The sequence below is a fragment of the Methylobacterium sp. Leaf104 genome, assembly GCF_001422885.1.
Classification (GTDB): domain Bacteria; phylum Pseudomonadota; class Alphaproteobacteria; order Rhizobiales; family Beijerinckiaceae; genus Methylobacterium.
Window position 1 is genome coordinate 366,086 of sequence record NZ_LMMZ01000012.1, and the last position, 15,465, is coordinate 381,550.

The following is a 15,465-nucleotide window of genomic DNA, read 5'->3' on the forward strand; positions in this document are numbered from 1 at the left end:
CCTGCGAAAAGTTTCAGGTCGACCAGCGGATTGGCAGCTTTGCGCGGCCGGGCGATAAGCGCCCTCATGAAGCGGACCATCCTTCCCCGCCTGCGCGTGCGCGCGCTCGTGACCGACCGGACCCGCGGCCAGCTCCTCGCCGGCACGGCCGTCCTCCCCTGCGCCCTCGGGCGGGGCGGGATCACACAGGACAAGCGCGAGGGGGACGGCGCCTCGCCGCGCGGCACGTTCCGCCTGCGCGGCGGGGTCTACCGGCCGGACCATTTCGCGAGCCGGCCGGCGAGCCCCCTCCCCTTGCGGGCGAGCGCCCCCGGCGACGGCTGGTGCGACGACGCCCGGGACCGGCGCTACAACCGGCCGATCCGCCTGCCCGCCCCGGGGGTCGGGCACGAGCGGATGTGGCGGGAGGACGGGCTCTACGACCTCGTGGTCGACCTCGACTACAATCGCGGGCCGATCCGGCCCGGCCGCGGCTCGGCGATCTTCCTGCACGTGGCGCGGGGCGGCTTCCTGCCGACGGAGGGCTGCGTCGCCCTGCGCCGGGCCGACCTCGTGCGCCTGCTGCGCCGGGTCGGCCCGGGCACCCGGATGCGGATCGGCTGAAGCGCCTCGGGCCGCCCGGGCGCGCAGGGCGGCGGAGCGTGCTCCGCTCGACCATCCGGCGGCGGACCTATATCGAGTTGCCGGCTCAGTACTTGGAATAGCCGGCTTCGCAATATTGGCTCTGTGCGGCGCCCGCATCCGAGGAAATCTCGCGCGGCACCGCGTCGTCCCGGGGCCGCGCAGCGGAGCCCAGGATCCGGACATGCGAGGGGCGCAGGATCGGAGCCTGCCGCGGCGCCCCGGAACGACGATGCGGCGCGATCGGCGAGCGCCCCACCCGACGGGATGGAGCGCCCGCACACGCGACCGGCGCGAGGGGGAGAGGCGAAGGTCCCTCCCCTCCTTCCCTCAGGCCGACGCCTCGGCCGAGGCCGCCGTCAGGGCCGTCATGTTGACGATGCCGCGCACGGTGGCGGTGGGGGTGAGGATGTGCACGGGCCTGGCCGCGCCGAGCAGGATCGGGCCGACGGAGACGCTCTGGCCGGCCACCACCTTCAGGGCGTTGAAGGTGATGTTGGCCGCCTCCAGGTTCGGCATGACCAGGAGGTTGGCCTCGGCGGTGAGGGCCGAGTCCGGCCGCAGGCGGCCGAGGATCGTCGGGCTCAGCGCCGTGTCGGCCGACATCTCGCCGTCGATCGCGAGATCCGGCGCCTGGGCGCGGATGAGGCGCAGGGCCTCCTGCATCTTGCGCGACACCGGATCGTCGACGCTGCCGAAATTCGCCGACGAGACCAGGGCGACGCGGGGCGTCTGGCCGAAGCGGCGCATCTCCTCGGCGGCCAGCACCGTCATCCCGGCGATCTCCGCGGCACTCGGGTCGCGGTGGATGTAGGGATCGCAGATGAACAGCGTGTGCCGGGGCAGCTGCAGCAGGCCCATGGCGGCGAGGCCCGGGACGCCGGGCTTCAGGCCGATCGCCCCGGTCACCTCGGCGAGGTGGGCCGGGTAGGTGCCGGTGGTGCCGCAGAGCATGCCGTCGACCTCGCCGGCGGCGAGGAGCCGGGCGGCCCGCACCGTGGCGCCGGTCTCCGGCCCGGTCTCGGCGACGTGGACGTCCGTGCCGATGCGCAGGCGCAGGCCGAGGCTGGCGATCCGGCTCGCGATGGCCTCGGCGCGGCCGACCAGGACCGGCGTGGCGAGGCGCTCGTCGACCACCACCTGGGCGGCGCGCAGCACGCGGTCCTCCTCGCCCTCGGCATAGGCGATCCGCTTGGCGCCGGCCTCCGAGGCGGCGGCGAAGACGGGCTGCATCACCGTGCCGGAGGTGTAGACGAGGCGCTCCAGGGAGCGGCGGTAGGATTCGATGTCCTTGAACGGCCGGGCGGCGACGCCGCTGTCGATGGCGGCCTGGGCCACCGCCGGGGCGACGGTGGTGATCAGGCGCGGGTCGAAGGGGCGCGGGATCAGGTAGTCGGGGCCGAAGCGCAGGTCGTGGGCGCCGTAGGCGGCGGCCACCACGTCGGATTGCTCGGCATGGACGAGGTCGGCGATGGCGCGCACGGCGGCGAGCTTCATCGCCTCGTTGATCTCGGTGGCGCCGACGTCGAGGGCGCCCCGGAAGATGAAGGGGAAGCACAGGACGTTGTTGACCTGGTTCGGGTAGTCCGAGCGGCCGGTGGCGATGAGGCAGTCCGGCCGGACCTGCTTGGCCAGCGCCGGCAGGATCTCCGGGTCGGGGTTGGCGAGCGCCAGGATGATCGGCTTGTCGGCCATGCCGGCGACCATCTCGGGCTTGAGCACGCCGCCCTGGGAGACGCCGAGGAAGATGTCGGCGCCCTTGACGGCGTCCCCGAGGGTGCGCGCCGCGGTGTCCCGGGCATAGGCCCGCTTCTGCTCGTCGAGGGAGGCCATCCGGTCGGTGGAGACCACGCCGCGGGAATCGCAGACCAGGATGTTCTCGCGCTTCAGGCCGAGGCCCACCAGGATGTTGAGGCAGGCGATGGCGGCCGCCCCCGCGCCCGAGCAGACCAGGGTGGCGGATTCGATCGGCTTGCCCACCACCTGGAGCGCGTTGATCAGGGCGGCCGCGGCGACGATGGCGGTGCCGTGCTGGTCGTCGTGGAAGACCGGGATCTTCATGCGCTCGCGCAGCTTCGTCTCGATCACGAAGCACTCGGGGGCCTTGATGTCCTCGAGGTTGATGCCGCCGAAGGTCGGCTCCAGCCGGGCGACGGTCTCGATGAACTTCTCCGGGTCGGTCTCGTCGACCTCGATGTCGAACACGTCGATGCCGGCGAACTTCTTGAACAGGCAGCCCTTGCCCTCCATCACGGGCTTGCCGGCCAATGCGCCGATGTTTCCGAGGCCGAGCACGGCCGTGCCGTTGGTGATGACGGCCACGAGGTTGCCGCGCGAGGTCAGGCTGTAGGCTTCCTCCGGATCGTGGTGGATGGCCATGCAGGCGGCGGCGACGCCCGGGGAATAGGCGAGCGCGAGGTCGCGCTGGGTGCTCATGTCCTTGGTCGGCTGGACCGTGATCTTCCCCGGCGTCGGGAAGCGGTGATAGTCGAGGGCGGCCCGGGTCAGGGCGGCCTCGGTGCCGGCATCGGCATTCGCGGCGGCGCCCGCGGTGCGCAGGTCGGTGTCTTTGCTCATGGTGCGATCCTTCGGTTTCGGGTGACAGGCGCCGTCCGCCCCGCCGAGGGCGGGGACGGTGGCATCCGGATGGGGAGGGTGGAGACGGGGGAGGCGTCCTGCGCGTCGGCGGCTCAGGACGGACCGGGATCCGCCGGCGATTCCGGCTCGGGCGGCTCGGGCTCGGGCGGCTCCGGCGGTCCCGCCGCCGGCGGGGCCGGATCGGGTCCGCCCGCGGCCGCCCGGCGCCCCTCGGCGAGAAGGTCGAGGACCTGCGCCCGGGCCAGGTCCCAGTCGCGCCGGGCCCAGCTCATCTGGCGGTGCAGGTAATCCTGCTGGAGCCGCAGCATCGCCGGCAGGCTGCGCGCCGACATCAGCCCGTGCACCAGGGTGAGGTTGGCGGCGATCTGCCGGTGGATGTTGCGGGCCATCAGCCGGCCCGCGGCCTGCAGGTCGGCGTCGACGTCGGCGCGCGCCGCGCGGCGCATCGTGGCGAGACGGTCGAGGGTGCTCTCGACGGCCTCCGTGACGGCATCGCGGGCGGCCTCGGCGCGCCGGAGGGCCGGGTCGGATGCGGGCTCGTTCGATGACATCAGCGCGTCTCCCGAAGCCGGAGCCGGAATGGGCTCCGCGAGGACCGCACCGGCCTCGGCGCGGTCCTGTCTTCCCGATGCGGCCCGCGATCCGCGGGGGTCGGCCTCGAAGACCGGTCCCGAATGACCGGCCTAGTGACCGGCTTTCTTCGGACCGTCCTTCCGGGGCATGTAGAGGTCGGTGATGGTGCCCTCGAAGGCCTCGGCCGCCAGTCCGATCGTCTCCGACAGGGTCGGGTGCGGGTGGATGGTCAGGCCGATATCCTCGGCATCCGCCCCCATCTCGATGGCGAGCGCGGCCTCGGCGATGAGGTCACCGGCCGAGGGGCCGACGATGCCGCAGCCGAGGATGCGGTCGGTCTCGGGGTCGAACAGGACCTTGGTCAGGCCCTCCTCGCGCCCCAGCGCCAGGGAGCGCCCGGAGGCCGCCCAGGGGAACACGCCCTTGCCGACCTTGATGCCCTTCCCCTTGGCCTCGTTCTCCGTCAGGCCGACCCAGGCCACCTCCGGGTCGGTATAGGCGACCGAGGGGATGACCTTGGCGTCGAAGGCGCTGGCCTTGCCGGCGGCCACCTCGGCCGCGACCTTGCCCTCGTGCGTCGCCTTGTGGGCCAGCATCGGCTGGCCGACCACGTCGCCGATGGCGAAGATGTGGGGCACGTTGGTGCGCATCTGCTTGTCCACCGCGATGAAGCCGCGCTCGTCCACGGCGACCCCGGCCGCCTCCGCGCCGATGCGCTTGCCGTTCGGGCGCCGCCCCACCGAGACCAGCACCTTGTCGAAGGTGTCGCTGGCCGGCGCGGTGCCGCCCTCGAACGAGACCTTCAGCCCCTCCGGCGTCGCCTCCACGGCGGTGACCTTGGCCTTGAGGTGGATCGCCTCGTACTGCTTGCTGATCCGCTTCATCAGCGGCGTGACCATGTCCTTGTCGGCGCCGGGGATGATCTGGTCCATCAGCTCGACGATGGTCACCTTCGATCCGAGGGCGTGGTAGACGGTGGCCATCTCCAGCCCGATGATGCCGCCGCCGATCACGAGGAGGCGGGCCGGCACGCCGTCGAGTTCCAGCGCCCCGGTCGAGTCGAGGACCCGCGGGTCGTCGTGCGGGATGAAGGGCATCTGCACCGGCTCGGAGCCGGCCGCGATGATGGCGTGGTCGAAGCCGATCACCCGGGTCTTGCCCTCGTGCTCGACCGCGACCTGGTTCGGGCTGACGAAGCGGGCCTCGCCCGTCACCACCGTGACCTTGCGCTGCTTGGCCAGCCCGTTGAGGCCGCCGGTCAGGCGCTTGACCACCCCGTCCTTCCAGTCGCGCAGCTTGTCGATGTCGATCTGCGGCGCGGTGAAGCTGATGCCGTGCGCCGCCATGGCGTGGCTCTCGTCGATGACCTTGGCGGCGTGCAGCAGGGCTTTGGACGGGATGCAGCCGACGTTGAGGCAGACGCCGCCCAGATTCGGCCAGCGCTCGACCAGCACCACCGACTGCCCGAGATCGGCCGCCCGGAAGGCGGCGGTGTAGCCGCCGGGGCCGGCGCCGATGACGAGGACCTGGGCCCGCATCTCCTCGCCGGAGACGGGGGCCGCTCCCTTCGGGGCTGGCGCGGGCGCCGCCCCGCCGGTGGCGGTGGCCGAGGAGCCGTAGCCGGCCTGGCCCTCGCCCGGGGCGTGGACGGGCGCACCGGCGCCGTTCGCGGGCGCACCCGCGGCGGCCTTGGTGGTGTCGGTGACGGCGGGCTTCGGCGCGCCGGCGCCGGCGGCCTCGGCCATCACCAGGATCAGGTCGCCCTGGCTCACCGCGTCGCCCGGCTTGATCCGCACCTCGGCCACCGTGCCGGCCACCGGGGACGGGATGTCCATGGTGGCCTTGTCGGATTCCAGCACGATGATCACGTCGTCGACCGAGATCACGTCGCCGGGGCTGACGCTGACCTCGATCACGGGCACGTTCTTGAAGTCGCCGATATCCGGCAGGTGGACGTCGTTGCTGCTCATCGCTTCACCTCACTCGTTTGTCCGCGCAACCGGGCCCCGTCAGACGACGAGGCGCCGGACGTCCTCCAGGACGTGGGCGAGGTGGCGGGCGAAGCGCGCGGCGAGCGCTCCATCGATGACGCGGTGGTCGTAGGAGAGGGAGAGCGGCACGATCAGGCGCGGCTTGAACTCGGTGCCGTTCCAGACCGGGCTCATCTTCGCGCGGGCGACGCCCAGGATCGCGACTTCCGGCGCGTTGACCAGCGGCGTGAAGGAGGTGCCGCCGATGCCGCCGAGGCTGGAGATCGAGAAGGTGGCGCCCTGCATGTCGGCCGCCCCGAGCTTGCCGTCGCGGGCTTTCGCCGAGATCGCCCCGAGGTCGCGGCTGATCTCGATGATGCCCTTGCGGTCGGCATCCTTGATCACCGGCACCACGAGGCCGTCCGGCGTGTCGACCGCCACGCCGATGTTGTAGTAGCGCTTGAGGATCAGCGCGTCCTTCTCGGGCGAGAGCGAGGCGTTGAACTCGGGGTGCTTGCGCAGGGCCGAGACCGCGGCCTTGATCAGGAAGGCCAGCAGGGTGACGCGGTAGCCCTTGTCCTTGAGCTCCTTGCCCTGGTTGTCGAGCTCCTTGCGATAGGCGTCGGTCTCGGTGATGTCCGACTCGTCCTGGTGGGTGACCAGGGGCACGTTGAGCCAGGACCGGTGCAGGTGCGCGCCGGAGATCTTCTTGATCCGCGAGAGGGGCTGGGTCTCGATCGGGCCGAACTTCGAGAAGTCGACGGCCGGGATCTCCGGGATGCCCATGCCGCCGCCCGAGAAGGCGGCCGTGCCGGAGGCGGCGGCGGGGGCCGCCGAGCGGGTGAGGTGACCCTTCACGTCCTCCTTGGTGATCCGGCCCTTCTCGCCGGTGCCCTTCACCGCCGTCAGGTCGAGGCCGAGCTCGCGGGCGAGGCGCCGCACGCCGGGGCTGGCATGGACCTGGGAGAAGTCGGGGAGGTTGCCGGCGGGCGCGGCCGACGGAGCGGGCGCAGGGGCGGCCGGGGCGGCGCTCGGGGCCGGCTCCTGCTTGGCCAGCAGCGCGGCGCTGTCGGCGCCGGCGGGCGCGTCGGCGGCCTTCTCGGCGGCCTTGGCGCCACCCTGGGACGCCTCGCCCTTGAACACGAGCAGCGGCGAGCCCTCGCTCACCTTGTCGCCGAGCTTGACCAGGATCTTCTCGACCACGCCGGCGCTCGGCGAGGGCACGTCCATGGTCGCCTTGTCGGATTCCAGCGAGACCAGCGGGTCGTCGGGCCCGATCGTGTCGCCCTCCTTCACGTGGATCTCGATGATCGGGATGTCCTTGAAGTCGCCGATGTCCGGAATCTGGATCTCGATGCCCACTGCGCGTTCTCCCTGGCTGAGTCGGAGCCTCTCGCGGGCTCCCTCGTCCGGTGGTGTGTTCGGTGAAAGGTCGGGAAGTCTGGTGCGCCGGCCGCCGCGGAGGCGGCCGGCGCCGGGTCGGATCAGACGGTCCAGGGTGCCGGCCGGTCCGTGTCGATGCCGTACTTGGCGAGGGCGTCGGCCACGGTCTGGGCCGGGATCACGCCGTCCTCCGCGAGGCTGTGCAGGGCCGCCACCACGACCCAGTGCCGGTTGACCTCGAAGAAGTCGCGCAGGCGGACCCGGTAGTCGGACCGGCCGAAGCCGTCGGTGCCGAGCACCCGGTAGCGGCCGGGCACCCAGGTGCGGATCTGGTCGGCGAACAGGCGCATGTAGTCCGTCGAGGCGATCACCGGGCCGGTGCGGCCGGTCAGGCAGGTCTCGACGTGGGAGAGGCGCTTGCCCTCCAGCGGATGCAGCAGGTTCCAGCGCTCCGCCGCCATGGCGTCGCGGCGCAGCTCCGTGAAGCTCGGGCAGCTCCAGATGTCGGCGCTGATGCCGAAATCCTGCTCCAGCAGCTCGGCCGCGGCGATGACCTCGCGCAGGATGGTGCCCGAGCCCAGGAGCTGGACCCGGTGACCCTCGGTCTTCTCCTTGGCACCCTCCTTGAAGAGGTACATGCCCTTGATGATGTCGGCCTCCGCGCCCTCCGGCATGCCGGGGTGCTCGTAGTTCTCGTTCATCACGGTGATGTAGTAGAACACGTCCTCCTGCTCGGCATACATCCGGCGCAGGCCGTCCTGCACGATCACCGCCACTTCGTACGAGAAGGTCGGGTCGTAGGAGACGCAGTTCGGGATGGTCGACGACATGAGGTGGCTGTGGCCGTCCTCGTGCTGCAGGCCCTCGCCGTTCAGGGTCGTGCGCCCGGCGGTGCCGCCGATCATGAAGCCGCGCGCCCGCATGTCGCCCGCCGCCCAGGCGAGATCGCCGATCCGCTGGAAGCCGAACATCGAGTAGTAGACGTAGAACGGGATCGTCGGCGCGTCGGAATGCGAGTAGGAGGTCGCGGCCGCGATCCAGGACGACATCGCGCCCGGCTCGTTGATGCCCTCCTGGAGCATCTGACCGTTCTTGTCCTCCTTGTAGTACATCAGCTGGTTGGCATCCTCCGGCCGGTAGAGCTGGCCGACCTGGGAGAAGATGCCGAACTGGCGGAACATGCCCTCCATGCCGAAGGTGCGGCTCTCGTCGGGCACGATCGGCACGATGCGGTTGCCGATGTTCTTGTCGCGCAGCAGCGTGTTGAGGATGCGCACGAAGGCCATGGTGGTGGAGATCTCGCGGCCCGCGGTCTCCTTGAGCTGGGCCGAGAAGGCCGAGAGCGGCGGGATCTCCAGGGCCTGCGACTTGCGCCGCCGGGCCGGGAGGGGACCGCCGAGCGCTTCCCGCCGCGCCATCAGGTAGCGGTGCTCGGGGCTGCCCTCGGGGAACTTGATGAAGGGGATCTCCTTCAGCTGGTCGTCGGTCAGGTCGATCTGGAAGCGGTCGCGGAACTGCTTGAGGACCGCCTCGCCCATCTTCTTCTGCTGGTGGGTAATGTTCTGGCCCTCGCCGGACTCGCCCATGCCGTAGCCCTTGACGGTCTTGGCGAGGATGAGGGTCGGCTGGCCCTTGTGCTTGGAGGCGGCGCTGTAGGCGGCGAAGACCTTGCGCGGGTCGTGGCCGCCGCGGGTGAGGCGCCAGATGTCGTCGTCGCTCATGTCGGCGACCAGCGCCGCGGTCTCGGGGTAGCGCCCGAAGAAGTGCTCGCGGATATAGGCGCCGTTCTTCGACTTGAAGTCCTGGTACTCGCCGTCGACGCATTCCTCCATCAGGCGCGCCAGCATGCCGGAGCCGTCGCGCTGGATCAGGGCGTCCCAGCCCGAACCCCACAGCACCTTGATGACGTTCCAGCCGGCGCCGCGGAAGTCGGCCTCCAGCTCCTGGACGATCTTGCCGTTGCCGCGCACCGGCCCGTCGAGGCGCTGCAGGTTGCAGTTGATGACGAAGACGAGGTTGTCGAGCTTCTCACGGGCCGCGAGCGCGATGGCGCCGAGGCTCTCCGGCTCGTCCATCTCGCCGTCGCCCATGAAGGCCCAGACCTTGCGGCCGTCGGTCTGCGCGAGGTTGCGGTGGTGCAGGTAGCGCAGGAAGCGGGCCTGGTAGATCGCCATCAGGGGGCCGAGGCCCATGGAGACGGTGGGGAACTGCCAGAAATCCGGCATCAGCCAGGGATGGGGATAGGACGACAGGCCCTTGCCGCCGACCTCCTGCCGGAAGCCGAGGAGCTGCTCCTCGGTGAGGCGCCCCTCGAGGAAGGCGCGGGCATAGACGCCGGGCGAGGAATGGCCCTGCACGTAGATGAGGTCGCCGCCGTGGCTGGCATCGGCCGCGCGCCAGAAATGCATGAAGCCGGTGTCGTAGAGGGTCGCGGCGGACTGGAAGCTGGCGATGTGGCCGCCGAGCTCGGACGAATCCTTGTTCGCCCGCAGGATGATCGCGATGGCGTTCCAGCGGATGGCCGAGCGGATGCGGTGCTCGATCGCCCGGTCGCCGGGATGCGGATCCTGCTTCTCGGGCAGGATCGTGTTCAGGTAGGCCGTATTGGCCGAGTACGGGACCGGGGCGCCCTTCTTGCGGGCGCCGTCGATGACCTGCTCGATCAGGTAATGGGCCCGTTCCGGCCCGTCGACGTCGAGAACGCCGTCCAGCGAATCAAGCCATTCCTGAGTCTCGACGGGGTCGAGGTCGCGGCTACGCTCCATGGGCATCCTCCTGGGATTATTTTGCGGCTCTCACGGGCCGCTCTTTGACTCGCCACCCTTGAGCAGCGTTCGTGCCAACGCCAACCAAGCGCTTTTTGTCTTATGTGGCAATGGCTTCGGCAGAGCGGAAAGTTTTTGGTCTGCGAAGTTTGTTACGGGTTTCAATTTTTTTGTCCGACTTTCCGGACGCGGCCGGCCGGCTTTGGCAGTCCAGGCCCGGCGGGGAGCGTCCGGGAAGCGGCGCCCGGGGCCTCGGGCTCCGGGCGAGGGCGTCCCTCAGTCCCGGGCGCGCTCGAAGGTGACGATGCTGCGGGTCTCGCCCTGGTCGGCCCAGTTCGGCATCACCCGCCAGGGGGTCAGCACGCGCAGGCGGTCGCCCGCGATGGTGAAGCTGCGGGTCTGCTCGGTCCCGACCCATTTCGGGTCCCAGGCCGCATCGAGCTTCGCGGTCCACTGGTCGCCCGCCAGCGTGATCTTGCCGGTGTAGGAGACGAGGGTCTTCATCAGGGCCGCGCGCTCGGCATCGGTCTCGGCGGGCTTGCGGCCCTCCCCGGTGAGCAGGAAGAACACGCGGTCGTCCGGCGTGAAGTAGGCGAAGCCGGTGGGGTGCTCGCCCATGACCGGCCGTGTCCGCCCGTCGGCCCGGGCCTCGACCTCGTAGGAGACCAGCTTCCAGAGCCCTTTCAGGGAGGCCGGCGTCTCGGCCCGGGCCGGGCCGGACAGCAGGCCGGCCGCGGCGAGCGCGGCCAGGGTGGTCGTCGTGCGTGTCCGCATGGTTCGTGTCTCTCCCTGAAGGTGCGTGCCCGCCCCGCCCCGTTGCCCGGGGTCGCGAGAGCCGCCCGCCGGTCGATTCCGGCCCTTCCGGCATAGACCGTTTCGCGCATCCGGGGAGTCGGACCGGGGCGCGGAACCGGGAGTTGTGACGACAGAGAGCCGGTTCCGTCTCACCGGAACCGGCTCTCGCGGCCGTTCGCCTCGCTGCGGCGGGATCCGTGCGGAGGATCCCGGAACGCGGATCAATGCACGAGAATCTTGGAGAGGAAGTTCTGCGCCCGCTCGGAGCGGGCATTGGCGAAGAAGTCCTCCTTGGTGGCGTCCTCGACGATCTCGCCCTTGTCCATGAAGATCACCCGGTTGGCGACCTTGCGGGCGAAGCCCATCTCGTGGGTCACGCACATCATGGTCATGCCCTCGCGGGCGAGCTGCACCATGACGTCGAGCACCTCGCCCACCATCTCGGGGTCGAGGGCCGAGGTCGGCTCGTCGAACAGCATCACCACTGGATTCATGGCGAGCGCCCGGGCGATGGCCACGCGCTGCTGCTGGCCGCCGGAGAGCTGGCCGGGGAACTTCTTGGCATGGGCCGAGAGGCCGACCCGGTCGAGGAGGGCGAGCCCGGTCTTGAGGGCGGTGTCCTCGTCGCGCTTGAGCACCTTCCTCTGCGCCAGGGTCAGGTTCTCGGTGATGGAGAGGTGCGGGAACAGCTCGAAGTGCTGGAACACCATGCCGACCCGGGCGCGCAGCTTCGGCAGGTCGGTCTTCTTGCTGTGGACCGGGGTGCCGTCGACGACGATCTCGCCCTTCTGGAAGGGCTCGAGGGCGTTGACGCACTTGATCAGGGTCGACTTGCCGGAGCCCGAGGGGCCGCACACCACCACGACCTCGCCCTTGTTCACGGCGGTGGTGCAGTCGGTGAGGACTTGGAAGTCCCCGTACCACTTGCTGACGGACTTCATGGTGATCATCGGGCCCGTGGTCACGGGGGCCTGGGCGGTGTTGAGCGACGTGGTCATGGCGGAAATCCTCGTCTGGGATGCGGCGACGCCTCGGCAGGGAGCGTCAGCGGATGATGGCGATCTTCTTCTGGAGGTGGCGCACCGCCATGGAGGCCACGAAGCAGACCGCGAAGTAGACCACGGCCGCGAACAGGTACATTTCCACGAGGCGGCCGTCGCGCTGGGCGATCTTCGAGGCCGCGCCGAGGAAGTCGGTGATCGAGAGGACGTAGACCAGCGAGGTGTCCTGGAACAGGACGATGGTCTGGGTGAGCAGGATCGGCGTCATGTTGCGGAAGACCTGGGGCAGGATCACGCTGCGCATCGAGGCGAAGTAGGTCAGGCCGAGGGCCGAGGCCGCCGCCGCCTGGCCCTTGGGGATCGACTGGATGCCCGCGCGCATGATCTCGGAGAAGTAGGCCGCCTCGAACAGCGTGAAGGTCACCAGCGACGAGGTGAAGGCGCCCACCGTCATCGGCCGGTCGGCCCCGGTCACCCACTGCCCGAGATACGGCACCAGGAAGTAGAACCAGAAGATCACCAGCACGAGGGGCAGCGACCGCATCAGGTTGACGTAGCCCTTGGCCACCTGCGGAATCACCGGGATGCTGGAGAGCCGCATCATGGCGATGAGCGTGCCGAGCACGATGCCGCCGAGGGCGGCGAGGGCCGTCAGCGTCAGGGTGAAGCGCATGCCGTCCAGGAACAGGTACGGCAGCGCGGAGGTGATGACGGAGAAGTCGAAATTCGCGAGCATCGCGGCAATCCTTGAGGAGGAGCAATCCTTGAGGAAGAGAATGCGGAGGGCGTGCCCTCAGCGATGGCCCGGGACGGCGACGCGGCGCTCGATCCAGCCGGAGGTGAAGATCACCACGACGTTGATCAGGACGTAGAGCACGGTGGCGGCGGTGAAGGCCTCGAACACCTGGAACGAGAATTCCTGCATGGCGCGGGCGCGGGCGGTGAGCTCGAGCAGGCCGATGGTGAGGGCGACCGAGGTGTTCTTGAGGTTGTTCAGGAATTCCGAGGTCAGCGGCGGCAGGATCATCCGGTAGGCGCTGGGCAGGAGCACGTAGCGGTAGGTCTGGTAGACGGTCAGGCCCATGGCGGTGCCGGCCATCTTCTGCCCGCGCGGCAGGGCCTGGATGCCCGCGCGCACCTGCTCGGCGACGCGGGAGGCGGTGAAGAACCCGAGGCACACCACCGCCGTGTAGAACGGGGCGTTCGGCAGCTGCTTGATCCAGCCGCCCCAGGTTTCCGGCAGCACCTCCGGCAGCACGAAGTACCAGAGGAACATCTGCACCAGGAGCGGGATGTTGCGGAACAGCTCGACGTAGGTCGTGCCGATGGCGTTGGCGAGCTTCGAGGGCAGGGTGCGCATGACGCCGATGACCGAGCCGAGGAAGAAGGCGATCACCCAGGCGCAGAGCGCCGTCACCACGGTCCACATGAGGCCCGAGAGCAGCATGTCGGCGTAGGTGCCCGTCCCTTCCGGGGACGGTTCGAGGAAGATGCCCCAGTTCCAGTTGTAGTTCATCGCGTCGTCGTCCCCTGTGATCGGGCATCCGGGCGAGCGCCCGTGGCGAAGGTGCGGGCGAGCGCCCGTGAATGTGGCGGTGCTGTGTCGGACAGTGCCGAGACCTTGGCCGGAAGGTCCAGGGCCTGGAGGGTCGCGCCCCGGTCCCTCCCTGACATTTCCAGAGATTTGCTGCTTTTCCGGGCAGATCCCGGCTTGCGGCGCGCAAAGGCCGCCGGCCCGCCCGGGTTGGGCGGACCGACGGCCACGGATCGATTCGAAGGGGAACCTGGGCGGGACATCGGTGCCCGCCCCCTAGCATCATCCGGACCAGAGCCCGGGCAGGCGGGCCGCTGCGCGGCTCAGGCGCGGGCCGGTGTGGCCGCGGGGACACCCGGCGCGGCCGGCCGGCCCAGGGTGAGGATCAGCAGCGCGGCCGCGAGGCAGAGGGCCCCGGCGGCGAAGAAGGCCGGCAGGTAGGTCGCGAGCTCCGCGCGCGAGAGGCCGGCCCCGTAGGCGATCGTCGCCGCGCCGAGCTGGTGGCCGGCGAAGACCCAGCCGAAGACCAGGTTGGCGCGCTCGCGCCCGAACCGCGCCGCGGTCAGGCGCACGGTCGGCGGCACCGTGGCGATCCAGTCGAGGCCGTAGAACACCGCGAACAGCGACAGGCCCACGAAGGAGAAGTCCGAGAACGGCAGGAACATCAGCGAGAGGCCGCGCAGGCCGTAGTACCAGAACAGGAGCCAGCGGTTGTCGTAGCGGTCGGAGAGCCAGCCCGAGGCGACGGTGCCGACGAAGTCGAACACGCCCATCGCCGCGAGCACGCTGGCGCCCTGCACCGGCCCGATGCCGTAATCGGCGCAGAGGGGGATGAAGTGGGTCTGGATCAGCCCGTTGGTGCTGGCCCCGCAGATGAAGAACGTGGCGAACAGCACCCAGAACACGCGGGTGGCGGCGGCCTCGCGCAGGGCCGAGAGGGCGCCACCGGCGCTCGGACCCGGCGCGGCCGAAGCAGCCGGAGCGGCGGGCGGCCGCGTCTCGCCGTAGGGCGCCAGGCCGAGGTCCTCCGGGCGGTCGCGCATCAGGGCGACGACGCCGAGGCCCGCCGTGAGGAGCAGCGCGCAGATCACCAGGAGGGCCGCGCGCCAGCCCAGGGCCTCGGTGAGGGCCGCGAGCAGCGGCAGGACGACGAGCTGCCCCGTGGCGGAACTGGCGGTGAGCAGCCCGACGACGAGACCGCGCGACCGCGAGAACCAGCGCGTCGCCACCGTGGCGCCCAGCACCAGGGCGGTCAGCCCGGTGCCGATGCCGACCACCACGCCCCAGAGCAGGACGAGCTGCCAGACCCGGGTCATCCCGAGGGACGCGAGGAGCCCGCCCGCGATGAGCGCGAGGGCCATGAGCACGATCCGGCGCGGGCCATAGCGGTTCATCAGGGCGGCCGCGAAGGGACCCATCAGGCCGAACAGGACGAGGCGCACGGCGAGCGCCGAGCCGATCGTCGCCGTGTCCCAGCCGAACTCCTTCTGGAGCGGCAGGATCAGGACACCGGGGGCTCCGACCGCGCCCGCCGTCACCAGCATGGTCAGGAAGGTCACGGCGGCGACGGCCCAGCCGTAATGGATGCCGCGGCGGGCGAGGCCGGTCGCGACGGCATCGGAGAGCCGCAGGGTGGGGTCGGTGGCCATGGCACGTCTCCGAAGCCTCGCCGTGCGAGTGCCGGACTTGCATAGGCGCATATGCACGCTTTAGACAAGGGCCAGGATAGACAAGGGCCACGATGGACAAGGGCCAGGATCGCACGCGCCGCGATCGCGGGAACGGACCGATGGACGAACCTCCACCCCCTGTCGGGCTCTGCCACTGCAACGCGATCCGCCAGGGCGCCCGGCAGGTGACGCAGTTCTACGACCGCCATCTGGCGGCGGTGGGCCTGCGAACCTCGCAATATTCGATGCTGGTGGGCCTGCGCCGGCTCGGACCGATCGCGATCAACGCCTTCGCCGATGCCATGGCGATGGACCGCACCACTATGGGACGGGCGCTCAAGCCCCTGGAGCGCGACGGCCTCCTCGCCATCGGGCCGGGGCCGAACGGGCGGACCCGCGCGCTCCACCTCACCGAGGCCGGCCACCGGCGCATCGCCGAGGCCGAACCCCTCTGGCGCGTGGCCCAGGCGGGGTTCGAGGCGCGCTACGGCGCCGAGGCGGCCTGCGACCTCCGCGCCGCCCTGGCACGGGTGGTGCGGCGGGTGTGAGGCGGGG

Annotated in this window: 12 protein-coding genes; 2 read left to right on the plus strand and 10 right to left on the minus strand. The window is 70.6% G+C overall.

The genetic code is table 11. The features are described from left to right. Positions 1-66 precede the first annotated feature (66 nt). Positions 67-603, plus strand: coding sequence for a L,D-transpeptidase family protein (locus ASF49_RS11155; protein WP_056472232.1), 537 nt, complete (start codon positions 67-69; stop codon positions 601-603). A 348-nt stretch (positions 604-951) separates the two neighbouring features. Here the strand turns inward: ASF49_RS11155 and ASF49_RS11160 are convergent, their stop codons facing one another. The 10 genes from ASF49_RS11160 to ASF49_RS11205 all read right to left on the minus strand — a co-directional run bounded on the left by ASF49_RS11160 (position 952) and on the right by ASF49_RS11205 (position 14,889). Beyond that, positions 952-3,198 carry an NADP-dependent malic enzyme gene (locus ASF49_RS11160; protein ID WP_082511142.1) on the minus strand — a complete coding sequence of 749 codons (2,247 nt, stop codon included), beginning with the start codon at positions 3,196-3,198 and terminating at the stop codon, positions 952-954. A 113-nt stretch (positions 3,199-3,311) separates the two neighbouring features. After that, on the minus strand, positions 3,312-3,770 hold the full coding sequence (locus ASF49_RS11165) for a hypothetical protein (RefSeq protein ID WP_056472233.1): 459 nt from the start codon (positions 3,768-3,770) through the stop codon (positions 3,312-3,314). A gap of 132 nt (positions 3,771-3,902) precedes the next feature. Beyond that, positions 3,903-5,762 carry a dihydrolipoyl dehydrogenase gene (gene lpdA, locus ASF49_RS11170; protein WP_056472236.1) on the minus strand — a complete coding sequence of 620 codons (1,860 nt, stop codon included), beginning with the start codon at positions 5,760-5,762 and terminating at the stop codon, positions 3,903-3,905. 39 nt (positions 5,763-5,801) lie between these two features. Further along, on the minus strand, positions 5,802-7,124 hold the full coding sequence (gene aceF, locus ASF49_RS11175) for a dihydrolipoyllysine-residue acetyltransferase (protein ID WP_056472240.1): 1,323 nt from the start codon (positions 7,122-7,124) through the stop codon (positions 5,802-5,804). A 122-nt stretch (positions 7,125-7,246) separates the two neighbouring features. Further along, positions 7,247-9,910, minus strand: a complete 2,664-nt coding sequence (gene aceE / locus ASF49_RS11180; protein ID WP_056472243.1) for a pyruvate dehydrogenase (acetyl-transferring), homodimeric type — start codon at positions 9,908-9,910, stop codon at positions 7,247-7,249. Between the two features lie 276 nt (positions 9,911-10,186). Continuing rightward, positions 10,187-10,684 carry a lipocalin-like domain-containing protein gene (locus ASF49_RS11185; RefSeq protein ID WP_056472246.1) on the minus strand — a complete coding sequence of 166 codons (498 nt, stop codon included), beginning with the start codon at positions 10,682-10,684 and terminating at the stop codon, positions 10,187-10,189. A gap of 242 nt (positions 10,685-10,926) precedes the next feature. Then, positions 10,927-11,655 (minus strand): amino acid ABC transporter ATP-binding protein, encoded by a 729-nt coding sequence (locus ASF49_RS11190; RefSeq protein ID WP_056472749.1) that lies wholly within the window; start codon positions 11,653-11,655, stop codon positions 10,927-10,929. Between the two features lie 94 nt (positions 11,656-11,749). After that, positions 11,750-12,442 (minus strand): amino acid ABC transporter permease, encoded by a 693-nt coding sequence (locus ASF49_RS11195; protein WP_056472249.1) that lies wholly within the window; start codon positions 12,440-12,442, stop codon positions 11,750-11,752. A 57-nt stretch (positions 12,443-12,499) separates the two neighbouring features. Then, entirely contained in the window at positions 12,500-13,222 is a 723-nt protein-coding gene (locus ASF49_RS11200) for an amino acid ABC transporter permease (protein WP_056472253.1), read from the minus strand. A 341-nt stretch (positions 13,223-13,563) separates the two neighbouring features. Beyond that, on the minus strand, positions 13,564-14,889 hold the full coding sequence (locus ASF49_RS11205) for an MFS transporter (protein ID WP_056472257.1): 1,326 nt from the start codon (positions 14,887-14,889) through the stop codon (positions 13,564-13,566). Positions 14,890-15,029: 140 nt separating this feature from the next. Here ASF49_RS11205 and ASF49_RS11210 point away from each other — a divergent pair, with 140 nt between their 5' ends. Then, a complete protein-coding gene (locus ASF49_RS11210; RefSeq protein WP_056472751.1) occupies positions 15,030-15,458 on the plus strand; it encodes a MarR family winged helix-turn-helix transcriptional regulator in 429 nt (142 codons plus the stop codon). The last annotated feature ends 7 nt before the right edge of the window (positions 15,459-15,465 follow it).